This is a genomic window from Leptospira interrogans (assembly GCF_900156205.1).
Classification (GTDB): Bacteria; Spirochaetota; Leptospiria; order Leptospirales; family Leptospiraceae; genus Leptospira; species Leptospira interrogans.
Window position 1 is genome coordinate 153,738 of record NZ_FTNA01000007.1, and the last position, 12,082, is coordinate 165,819.

Below are 12,082 nucleotides of genomic sequence, written 5' to 3' on the forward strand. Positions count from 1 at the left end.
TTCCTTCAAGTACAAATATAGATTGACTTTAGGAATCGTACTGTCCTTTCTCGTCTCAATTTTAAACGGGGCCTCTCTTACTTCTTTGATTCCTATCTTTGATTCTTTAGGAACAGGAGAAAAAACGAACTTCGAAATTTCTCTGACTAAAAAAGATAAAATACTTTTGCAACGTCTAGAAGAAAAGGAATCTTTTACAAGTGTTGAATCCATTGAACTCAAACTTGCCCAATGGAAAATACAACTCAACTCTTCCCTAAAGAAAATGAGCCACGACGAACTCGTTCTTCTTTTTTGTTTTATCGTTTTTCCCGTTTATCTTTTAAAACTGATCTTTCTAGCCGCCGCGGTGTATTGTATTAACTCGGCGGGTTATCTAGCGATTCGAGATCTTAGATCAGAATTATACGCAAAAGCTCAAACTCTACCTATTAACCATTTCGTACAAGAAAAAACGGGAATCCTGATGAGTAGAATTATCAATGATGTAGAAGTACTAGGAAAATTGATCAGCTCGGACTTGAAAGATGCGATCACTGATTTTTTTTATATCGTCACACATTTACTTCTTCTCCTCTATTTAAGTTGGAAAATGTTCCTTGCAGTTTTTATAGTCGTTCCAATTGTAATGGGTCCCGTATCCGCGTTCGCCGATAAAATCCGTAGAGCGACTCGTAATCAACAGGAACGTCTTTCTTTGTTAAACGGACATCTTCAAGAAGTGATCTCTGGAATCAGAGTGATCCGCGCTTTTTCCATGGAAAAGACGGAAGCAAAACGTTTTTGGGAATTCAACCAAGATCTTTCGGACAAAACCTTCAAAGGACATTTTTATCACCAAGTTGGACCTTCGTTAACCGAACTGTTTAGTTCGATTGTAGCCGTAATTTTCTTGAGCTTCGGCGCTTATCTAATGGAAGACGGAACATTTTCCCGTGGTATGTTTATGGCCTTCTTTTTAACACTGATTTTTTTAATGCGACCTTTTAAACAAATGAGTATGCTCTCTAATTCGATCCAAAGCGCGATCTCGGCGGGAGACCGGGTATTCGAGCTATTGGATCAAGAAACAGATATTAGAAATCCGGCAAATCCGAAGTTCCTTAAAAAAATGGAAAAAGGACTATCATTTAATAACGTCACCTATATGTATCCCGGTGCTAAAAACCCAGCCATTCAAGAAATCAATTTAGAAATTGCAAAAGGAGAAACAATCGCATTGGTGGGAGCCTCGGGAGCCGGCAAATCAACGTTAGTTGATCTTGTACCTAGGTTAATAGATCCTCAGGAAGGTAAGGTTCTCATCGACGGAATTGACCTTCGAGACTTGGATCTAAGTAATCTTAGAAAAAGAATCGGAATTGTATCTCAACAAGTCTTTTTGTTTAACGGAAGCATTCGAGAAAATATTTGTTATGGAAATCAAAATGTAACCGAAGAACAACTTCGCACCGCTTGCGAACAAGCCTTTGCAATGGAATTTATACTTTCTTTCGAAGAAGGTTTAGATACGATCGTAGGCGAAAGAGGAGTCATGCTTTCCGGGGGTCAAAGACAAAGGATTGCGATCGCCCGTGCCTTGTTACTCAATCCTGAGATTTTGATTTTAGACGAAGCGACTTCGGCGCTCGACACCGAATCAGAAAGATTAGTACAAGAAGCGTTAGAATCCCTTTATAAAAACAGAACCGTGATTATCATCGCACACAGATTTTCTACGGTACAAATTGCTAATCGTATCTTTACGATGGAAGATGGAAAAATTGTAGAATCCGGAACTCATACGGAATTACTTCAACTGGACGGAAAATATAAAAAACTTTACGACATACAATTTTCGGAAAACGTATAATTTAAAAGAATCTTAATATTCTTATGAACTCTTTTTCTATTCTATCTATATTACAAATTATACTGTTTCCAATTTTATATGTTTTTTCCTTTTTGTATCGAGCTCTTTTTTTACTCGATCAGAAACTTACAAAAAAGAAAAAACTTCCGGGCGCTTTTGTAATCAGCGTAGGAAATCTTTCCATGGGAGGAACCGGAAAAACTCCGTTTTCCATCTTTCTTGCAAAACTAATTCATAAAAAATTTCCAGATCAGAAAATCATCATCTTATCCCGAGGTTATAGTGCCAAAGGTTCTCTACGAGGACATCGTGTAGGTCCACACTCAACCCCAATGGAAGCAGGAGACGAACCTCTTCTATTAAAAAAACATCTTCCATTTGCCGAGGTTTGGATTGGAAAAGACAGATACTCTTCTTATATTCATTTTAGAGAAGAGTTAAGGATGCGAGAAAATTCAATCGTAATTTTAGACGACGGTTTTCAACATCACGTTTTAGAAAGAGATGTTGATCTTGTTTTATTAGACTCAAGTAAAATTTCTAAAGAACGTTTTTTAATTCCTGCGGGAAATTTGAGAGAGCCTATCTCTTCTTTAATAAGAGCTGATCAGATCATATTTTCTAAATATGAGTCTTCCATTGAAAAAATTGTTCAAAATATTCAAAATAAATTTTCTAAAGAAATCCTTCGTTTTTCTTTGGAACCGGATAAACTTTTATCTCCTAATCTACAATCCGATTCTCCTAAAATATTATCCGGTAAAAAAGTATACGCATTTACTGGAATCGGAAATCCGGAAGTTTTTTTTTCGATGATCCGTAAGTTTGAACCGTTAAAGTTGGAAACAAGAGCTTTTAGAGATCACCATTCTTATACTATAGAAGACGAAAACGTTTTGAATTTGATCGCTAAAAATTTCGACTTCCTAGTCTGTACTGAAAAAGATCTAGTTAAAATTTCTAATCCTCCAAATCAATTAAGAATTCTTCTTTTAAAAAGTAAGTTAGATAAAGAAGAATTCTTAATTTCTTTTCTACAAAAAAAAATCTCTTTAAAAACATTCTAATCTTTCAACTCTATTCATAAATGATAATAATTAGAAAAATATTTTGAGCAGATTCTAAAAATGAAATCTACAAAACTGTTTTTTCTTTCTCTGAAAAGAAACAGTATATTATAATTTTAAATAATAATATACTTGATATTTCTGGAAATTCTGTTTTACAATCTCACCCTGCACGCGCCTTCCTAATTTTAGAGAATTTTCTTATTGAACGTAAGTTAAATATAAAAGATTCGTTTTATAAAAACTTGATATTTCTGTAAAAAATAAACGTGGAAATTACCGCTAGAAGTTATAATGATAAAGTAGACAACTAAAAGACCCGCTACTATTCTACAGATAAAAATAGTATCCAAAATTAACGGTCAATTTTACCAAAAATGCAAAAGTTTTCAAAAATGTATCCAATCCAAAATTGTTGGCCTTTTTGAAGAAGATCCTACACTCTAAGTTTTTAAATAAGCTAAGCATAAAATTCTAATCACGAAAAATGAATGTTTAAAAATTTATAATGCGATTTAATTTGTGAAAATTATCACATATATATATTTTACGATAGAACTTTGAAATATGGGAACTCTACTATTTTTAAAAACTAGGATCTGTAATTTTCATAATTAGAGTTATTAAAAAAATAATTCTCCATCTTGTTTCTGTTTTATGAAATAGTCAATTGAAGCAGTTTTGTAAATCGCCTCTATGGAATTTTTCAACAACTCTATTGAATGTAGGAGCTTTTATTTTTAAAAAATTTTCCTAATTTCTCTTAAGTCGAACTCACGCTATTTATTAAAGAACATTTTCAATTTCAGTTTTAGAAAAAAATCAAAAATCGAAATCCAATCAATCGATTCCTGGAACCGTTTTAATTAAGGCAATTTTGTGCTTGCCTATTTTTTTTTGAAGGAGTAGTTTTATGACTATGTCTGCGTTAGTTCAAAAGGTTCCTAAACGTTTAGGTGAACTTTTAGGTCCAGAAGGAACTGTAGAGTTTGTAGATTTTCTAAATCGTGCTTTTGGAGATAATAATTCAACTGCAATTGATATTGTTACCGATCGTTTTGAACGTCGCCTTCTCGAGGAAGGTAGTAAACTTCGTTCTGAAATTTCGGAGCTAAAAGCTGAATTTCGATTTGAGTTTTCAAAGTTTAGATCAGAATTTACTGATCTAAAAACAGAATTTACCGATCTAAGAACAGAGTTTACTGATCTAAGAACAGAGTTTACTGATCTAAGAACAGAGTTTACTAATTTAAAAACAGAATTTGCCAACTTAAAAACGGATTTCGCCGATCATAGGGCGGATATTAAATCCGAAGTTGTGGAAATTCATAAATCCATATCATTGCAAACAAAATGGATTTTAGGTGTTGTGATTGGTACGATTGGAGTATTTTCGATAATCGTAAAATTCTAATATTTTTAAATTTCTATCTTTTATTCAATCTTGTGAATCCAAAATTTATTTTTTTATCTCAGAATTTGTTTTAAAGTATTAACTGGGAATTGCATAATAGATTGTCGGGAATTCCGTTTCTAAGAAAGATTCGCGTACAAATTCAATTCAACTGTTATACAATTACCAGTAGTACAACCTTTTTAAAATTGGTTTTTACTTTTTGTAATAGCTATAAAATTGTATTCCATATAGAAATTTGATCTCTACTCAAAATTATATAAAACAGATTACTTATATTTTATTTTGAAATTGTTTTTGTGATAAAATCTTAAATACCAATTTTATAAAGATCTACAAAATTATTCTTTCTGGGTTTTATAAAGTATAGAAGTTTTCATGATTTCAAATAAAACTGAAAAATAAAAAATTTGAATATTCTTTGGGTTCGATTGAAGTATCTTATTGTATAAAAACCAGGATTCTAATTTAGCTGAGTTTCATACGTTGTATCGTTTTTAAAATTAACTTAGAATGAAGTTTACAAGCTTCTTCTAACCCTTGATACAAAAGAAAACTTTTTTTAGCGATTCCTAATCTTTCATTTTTCTTTTCTTCCAAAGTCAAACCACCTTCATAACCTTCAGTGATCATTAAAACAGTTCTTTGAATACTCAAACCCAAAATTTCTGTAAGCCCTTTACGAGAAGAAACTTCTTCATCAATACGATCCATCTCTTTTAAATTTTTCAGAATCTGATCTTTAAAACGATTTTCTTCTTTTACTTGAAGGTATAGACGATCCGAAAGAATTCTACCTTGGGTTACTTTTTCAATAAAAACCTTTAACTGATCGGATAACACATTTAATTCGGAAAGAATTTTTTTCTTCAGCATAAATCGGGAAAAGTTTTGTGTAAGATCATCTTCGTTTTTTGAAAATGAGTTTGTTTTACTGACAGATGCTTGTGATAAACTAGATTTATAGCTTGAAAAATTCTCCTCATCTTTTTCGAGAGTAGTTTTTTCCTTTAAAAAATTAGACTGAAAATCGGATTCGAGTCCTTTTTCGGAGATAAAAAGAATTTGACTCCGAATGGATTCTACAAATCTTAAATCACATTCATTTTCTTGAATATATTTTAAAAAGTCCGAGTTGGGAATTCCATTCAAAACAACGCCGTCTTTGCCGAAATTGAACCAAAGATTTTTTTTAGGATGTTCCTCGAACCATTTTTTGAAAATGAGAAGTTTTTCATTGGTCCTAATTTCTCCACCTTGGATTGAAGCCGCTTTTTTTACGGGGAGAGCGGTCATCTGTTTATGGTTGTGATATTCTCTTCTCAATTTTCTAGATTCTATATGATTGAACCTCTCTTCTAAAACGGCACCCTTACAATGTGCAAGTTTATTTGGAAAAGAAAGATCCTGACCTACAAGAAGGATATTCCTTGCTCCCATCTTTTCCGCAAGGCTTACCGCGTTAGTCGAAACAGAACCGCCAAAATCCACAGCTCCAATTTCCTCTTCTGGTTTAGAGGAAAGAATTCGAATCAAAGGGAACGGAGAAGAGGTAAAAAAACCGTTTTTAAATTTACCAGGCAATCTTAAAGAATGATACGAAGAAGTGGGATCAAAGACGATCTTAGCATTACCGTTATAACCTTCCAAGTATTTTGTATTAAGAACCTGGGGATCAACTGAGAAAACCAGATCTGGATCAATTCCAAAATTCCAAAGAACCATCAACGCGGTATCAACAGCAATTAAAACCAGATTTTTTCTATAAGTCTTAATATCATTTAAAGAAAGAATCAAAGAAGGACCAGCCCCACAAACTAAAACGTCCGCTTTACCTTGGCAAATTCCAAATAAAGAACGTATCGGCTCCATCGATGTTAGTTGAGGAAGATTGGAAATAAAATTTCGAGTCCAGATTTTTTCAAAACGAGTTAGAGTAGAAATATTCACGTCTTTCTTATGAAAAAAACTCTCAGAGATAAAACGTAGTTCTTCGTATGAATTTTTTTTCCAGTGATTACTTCCACGATGTGGAATAAAACTAATCGGAAAACCCGAAATTCCTCTAAAAGCGGAATAAAGATCCTCTTCTAAAATAGGAGACAATAAAATTCTAAGTCTACCGGATTCTAAAAAATCGGAGTAATCAAAAATAGAAAGTGCATAACGTAAAATTTCGGGAGATACCTCCATCCAAACAGCGGTTACATTTTTGAACTTTAAACTTTCTTGAATTACATAACCAATTCCGGCACCAAAAAAAAGAAAAACTCTTTCCTCGTCTTCTTTTTTTAAACCCTCCAGAAGACGCTTGGATTCAGTAATCGGGTCTATCAGACTGTGAAGTGCGATACCATCCGCAATCAAAACAGGATGTCCGGTTTTGGAAGTTTTAATTTCTAGAGAAGAATTAAAAGTTGAAATTTGGGGAATAGAGGCCGAACTCTGAGAAATAGAAATTACCGGAGAAATTGAAATGTCAGTTCCTTCCAATTGGAATAGGTTGGAAGAAGAAGTTGCAATTGATTTAAGAACTTTTTCCCGTATCGAAGGAAAGACAACGGATAAACTTTTTAAGTTTTTTTCAAGAACCGACGAAGTCGAATAAATCATAATTTTAGAATATATTATTTACTTAAAATATAAATTAAGTCTTCCGTTTTCGATTTTTTTTCCAGGAGCGGGTTCCTGCTCGTAACAAAACCCGCTTCCATGAAATTTAACCGAAATCCCAAGAGGTCTTACTATTTCTAAAACTTCTCGTTTGCTTTTTCCAATTAAATCTGGAATTCCATCCACGTTAGTCGTCTTTGTGTTTTTCCTTTGAAAACGTTTTAAAGAAACGTTTAAGGTTCTTTCTCCTTGCTCAATAATTGGAATGATATTTTCTACAACTTCTTTAAAAACCGGAGCGGCCAATCCACCTCCGGAATGAGTTCCACCTTTCGGTTCGTCAAAAAGAATCAAACCTACAATCTTAGGTCGTTCCGCCGGAAAAAATCCTAAAAAAGAAGCGGACCACAAACCCTCCACATAACCTTTTCCGGAAACAGCTTTTTGACCAGTTCCAGTTTTACCAGCAATTGAGTATTCCTGAATATAAGCGTTTTTTCCAGTTCCAGATTGAACCACTCTAGTCATCGCTCTAAGAATTTTTTCCGTAGTATAGTCTCTAATTCCAATCGGAGTTTCTTGAGTTTTAAACTCATGAAGAATTTCTCCGTAAGAATCGCTGAAATGAGAAACCACTCTAGGAATCAACATCCTTCCTCCGTTGACAACAGAAGCCGCCGAAGCAACCAATTGAATCGGTGTCACGGAAATCCCTTGACCAATTGCCATAAACATAGAAGTCGCGGGAGTCCATTTTTTCAAAGGAGGAAAATAACCTACAGATTCGTTTGGTAGAAATCCTGTTTTTTCTCCAAATTGAAATTTTTTCATATAATCATAAAGTAATGTTTCTGGAATTTTTTGGGAAGCTTTGATAATCCCAACATTGCAGGAATATTGAAGGATCTCTTCTAAATTCAAGTGTCCGTGAGCTTCTGTACATTTGATCTTTATTTTTCCAAATTCCACATATCCGGGACAATGAAATTTTTCATCCGAACGTATTAGATTTTCATTGAATAGTACAGATGCCAAAAAAATTTTCATCGTAGAGCCTGGTTCGTAGACGTGACGAATTGCCCAGTTTGTATGAGAATCTTCCCCCGATTCGTTATATTGATTTGGATCGAAAGCAGGAAAGGAAGCAGAAGCGAGAACTTTTCCGGTATTGATTTCCATTAAAATCCCGATAGCTTTTTTAGAGCCGGTTTCTTCGAATCTTTTTCCGAGAGCCTTTTCAAGCTTATACTGAATCAAACCATCAATTGTTAGGTGTAAATTACTGCCCCTAGACGAATCAGATTCAGTTGGAGTCATTAAGTCTTGATTGTATTGAACTTCCAAACCGGAAAGCGCCCGGTCGTCATCCATTCCTGTAAAACCAATCAAACTGGAAGCGAGATTGCCATGTGGATAAACTCGTTTGTATTCCTTTTCCCTTCTTACACCTGGAAGTGCGAGATCCATAATTTTGTTACCAAGAGATTCGTCGATTTCTCTCTTTAAAAGAAAATAGCGGCTCTTTTCTCGAATCATAGCTTCGATTTTTTCGGCAGACATATCCAAATAAGGAGCCAATTGAACTGCGGTAAAATTTGGATCGTAGATATTTGCTGGATAAATTCCGATCGTTGCCGAATCTACTGTCATCGCGAGTTCAATTCCCCTTCGATCGTAGATAGCACCTCTCATGATTCTATCTCCAGTTTTTAGAACTACTTCTCGTTCATTCCAAAACGTGAGAAAGATGACTCTTCCAATTAGCACACAAAATAAAATACAAAGAAAGGAAAATAAAATCGTGAGTCTAGTTTTACGGGAATTCATTCTCTTCTTACAAGATCGGCCAAAACTTAAATTTTGAAAAGAGCTGTTTTGAAGTTGTAATCGAATAATTTAAGATCACTACTCAAAACTATATAACATATTTTGTTATAGAATAAGTTTTGTGACAAAGATTTAAGTTATTTAATTTTATAGAAATGCTAAGATTACAATCCTTTATTGAGTCATGTTAGAGTTTAGTTTGAACACAACTTTCAAAAGCCGAGAAGAACCCGACATCTTTGATAAAATTCATTAGCTTTTAAATAAGATTTTAGAAACATTTTGTCATTTTTTTATTTCAAAAAAAATCCTATATTTGGAGAATACATCTCCCGTTTTTAGTAAAAAATTACTACAACGACATATAAAAAATAATCCCGAGAATACCGTATATGAATGATTTATTTGAACCGCTTAAATTATTTCTAAAGAATAGAGAAACAGAGTATTCTCTCATTAGTGACTTTAGAAGGGAAACTTTACTCAAATTTTCAAAAAATATAAAACAAGAAATTTCTAAAAATAACTTTGCGAAACTACTTTTTGTTTGTACACATAATTCTCGAAGAAGCCAAATTGCTCAAATGTTGGCTTACACGTCGGCCAAATATCTTGGGATTCAGAGTATTCAAACTTATTCAGGAGGAACTGAAGTCACCGAATTTTTCAAGAATTCGGTGCAAGCTTTAATAAACATAGGCTTTCAGATAGAACAAAAGTACGAAAAGAATCAAAATCCAAAGTATTCAGTTACAATTAGTACTAAAGATAAACCGATTCTTGGATTCTCAAAACTATATTCTGACTCAATCAATCCGAATGAAAAATTTATCGCCGTTATGGTTTGTTCTTCAGCAGACAAATCTTGCCCGTTTGTTCCTGGTGCAGATGCAAGAATTAGCCTTCCTTATCCTGATCCAAAAATTTATGATGATACAGATGAAGTTTTACAAAGATATATCGAAACTTGTCAAATTATTTCAAGAGAGATTTTGTTCGCTTTTCAGAATGTGAAATAGAATTTGTTTCTAACAATACTCAACTAGAGCAATCGAGTTGTTGTAAATTCTATAATGGAAGATTAGGAAAACTGCTTCAACTGTCCATTTCAACACAACGGAGAATTAATTTTTCAACAACTCTAATATTGTTACTATTTGTTTTCTTGCGCTCTACTTACTATTCGGACGCATGAAAATGATACTCAAAATTACGAGCAATTTTTTTAAAGATATAGAAGTTCCTCGCGAAATTGCGTCAAACCTAGAATGGTTGGCTTTTTTGAAAGGATCTCACATTCTAAGTTTTGAAACAAGCACAACATAGTATTCTTTTTATGCGTCCAAACCGTAACGTGAGTTCAGCGTAAGAGATTCGTTTTATAAAAATCTGATTTTTCCGTAAAAAATAAATATAGGAACTACCCGAATTAAATCATAAAAAATGAATATTCTAAATTTATTATGCGAATTAATCTGTGGGAACTACCACAATCGTGGATTTAACAGCTAAACTTTGAAATGTGGGAACTACTATGAAATACAAAAAGGATCACGTCCAATTAGATTTTTTGCACAAAACCGCTGTTTTGCGGCCATCAAAGTTTAAATCCCATTTTTACATGAAGTTCGGCGCGAGTAAAAATTTTCTAAAGGTATGAGTTCCTACATTCACTTATGAGAATAATTGATTCCAGTTTTTAGCTTCCCAAGATTAATCAGTAGTTACATGACCCGATTTTTAGAATCTGACTGTAAAAGATATACTCTCGGAAGTAGTTCCTACAAATTAAGTTTCTTAAATAGCTAATCTATCATTATAGCTTCTGGGTGGTAGTTCCCACATTTCAAAGTTTTATCGTAAAATATGGATTTGTGAGAGTTCCCACACTTGAAATGCTACAGATTCAATTGTTATAAGCTTCTATTTTTTAAACTGTGGTAGTTCCCACATTGAAAGAATCGATCTGCAGAGTTCCAGTTTTTTTCAGAAAAATGAATCTGGCTGAACTCACATTGAATTTTACAGCAAAACTTTGAAATGTGGGAACTCATACAAATCTCACAAACATTCCAAAACGATCGGTTTTAATATTCAAATAAGAATATTATGTCACTTTTATTGGAATTTTTCCGGCACTCTCCCCTTTTTAATGCTAAAAAAAACAAGATTTTAAACCAAAACGGAATCAGATTACTTTCTTCCTTGACATTTTTTAAAGGAATTCAGAAACTAAATGTATAAATTAGCACTCTAACATTAAGAGTGCCAGAGCTATGGATTTGACAGAGCGCCATAAAAGAATTCTAAAAGCACTTGTAGACGAGTTTATCCAAGAGAATCGACCCGTAGGTTCTAAAACACTTTTTGATAAACACGATATAGGGCTATCACCCGCTTCAATTCGAACCGTATTGAAGGACTTAGAAGACTTCGACTATCTTGCGTCCAAACATACTTCGGGTGGAAGAATTCCAACAGAGAGGGGTTATCGTTTTTACGTAGATTCTCTTGTAATTTTATACGAGCTGACTCTAAAAGAAAAACAAAGAATTCAACAAGAATATCTGAAGATGCAATTTAAACTCGATCAGATATTAAAGGCAACTGCATCGGTACTTTCTTCTTTATCAAACGCAGCGGGAATTGTAATCGGACCTGCAAAAAATTTAGATACTCTGAAACATATAGAACTCATCCACGTTCGTGGAGACGAAATTCTAATGATACTTGTCATGAGATCGGGAACCGTATTACACAGAAATATTTTCGTGGATCAAAATTATTCTCAGGAAGCGCTTTATCAGGTTTCTAAATATCTAAATGATAATCTAAAAGGTTACGATATATACGAAATTCAGAATGTAATCATTCCAAAATTGATGATCCGAAAAGACGGACCGGAAGATTTTATTAGGATCGCAGATCTGATTTCTTCCGCAATGACACCAGATAATTCCGAAGTAACTTTATATATAGACGGATTTAAAAATCTTTACGCGAATTTCAGAGACGAAGAACAACAACTTTCTCAAGTTCTTTCTCTTCTGGACGATCAAGGATTTTTAAAAGCATTTTTTTCCGAATACATCGACCAAGACGGAGTATTTACGATCATCGGAAAAGACGGTGATAGAAGTATGTCCGGAGTTTCCATTATCACTTCCAACTATAAAATGGGAGAAAAAAAGATCGGAGCCTTGGGAATTATAGGACCTCAGAGAATGGATTACAATAGAGCCTTACCGCTCGTCGACTTCACGTCGAAACTTGTCTCCGAAATGGTGACTCGCATTAGTAAATAAGGGA

The 12,082-nt window shown here is 33.8% G+C and carries 7 protein-coding genes; 5 read left to right on the forward strand and 2 right to left on the reverse strand.

The window, feature by feature from the left end; all coding sequences use genetic code 11:
* Positions 1–22 precede the first annotated feature (22 nt).
* The 3 genes from BW942_RS08325 to BW942_RS08335 all read left to right on the forward strand — a co-directional run bounded on the left by BW942_RS08325 (position 23) and on the right by BW942_RS08335 (position 4,333).
* Complete coding sequence (locus BW942_RS08325; RefSeq protein WP_000172202.1) at positions 23–1,852, forward strand: ABC transporter ATP-binding protein; 1,830 nt, start codon at positions 23–25, stop codon at positions 1,850–1,852.
* A 23-nt stretch (positions 1,853–1,875) separates the two neighbouring features.
* On the forward strand, positions 1,876–2,919 hold the full coding sequence (gene lpxK, locus BW942_RS08330) for a tetraacyldisaccharide 4'-kinase (protein WP_001084066.1): 1,044 nt from the start codon (positions 1,876–1,878) through the stop codon (positions 2,917–2,919).
* Between the two features lie 913 nt (positions 2,920–3,832).
* Positions 3,833–4,333 carry an LA_3696 family protein gene (locus tag BW942_RS08335; RefSeq protein ID WP_002097328.1) on the forward strand — a complete coding sequence of 167 codons (501 nt, stop codon included), beginning with the start codon at positions 3,833–3,835 and terminating at the stop codon, positions 4,331–4,333.
* Between the two features lie 468 nt (positions 4,334–4,801).
* Here BW942_RS08335 and BW942_RS08340 read toward each other — a convergent pair whose 3' ends face one another.
* Both BW942_RS08340 and BW942_RS08350 read right to left on the reverse strand, forming a co-directional pair.
* A complete protein-coding gene (locus tag BW942_RS08340; RefSeq protein ID WP_223809840.1) occupies positions 4,802–6,880 on the reverse strand; it encodes a motility associated factor glycosyltransferase family protein in 2,079 nt (692 codons plus the stop codon).
* Positions 6,881–6,964: 84 nt separating this feature from the next.
* Positions 6,965–8,773 carry a penicillin-binding protein gene (locus BW942_RS08350; RefSeq protein WP_001088499.1) on the reverse strand — a complete coding sequence of 603 codons (1,809 nt, stop codon included), beginning with the start codon at positions 8,771–8,773 and terminating at the stop codon, positions 6,965–6,967.
* Positions 8,774–9,165: 392 nt separating this feature from the next.
* Here BW942_RS08350 and BW942_RS08355 point away from each other — a divergent pair, with 392 nt between their 5' ends.
* Together BW942_RS08355 and hrcA are read left to right on the forward strand one after the other, a co-directional pair.
* Entirely contained in the window at positions 9,166–9,792 is a 627-nt protein-coding gene (locus BW942_RS08355) for a low molecular weight phosphatase family protein (RefSeq protein ID WP_000998665.1), read from the forward strand.
* A 1,257-nt stretch (positions 9,793–11,049) separates the two neighbouring features.
* Positions 11,050–12,078, forward strand: a complete 1,029-nt coding sequence (gene hrcA / locus BW942_RS08360) for a heat-inducible transcriptional repressor HrcA (protein WP_002970699.1) — start codon at positions 11,050–11,052, stop codon at positions 12,076–12,078.
* Positions 12,079–12,082: the final 4 nt, after the last annotated feature.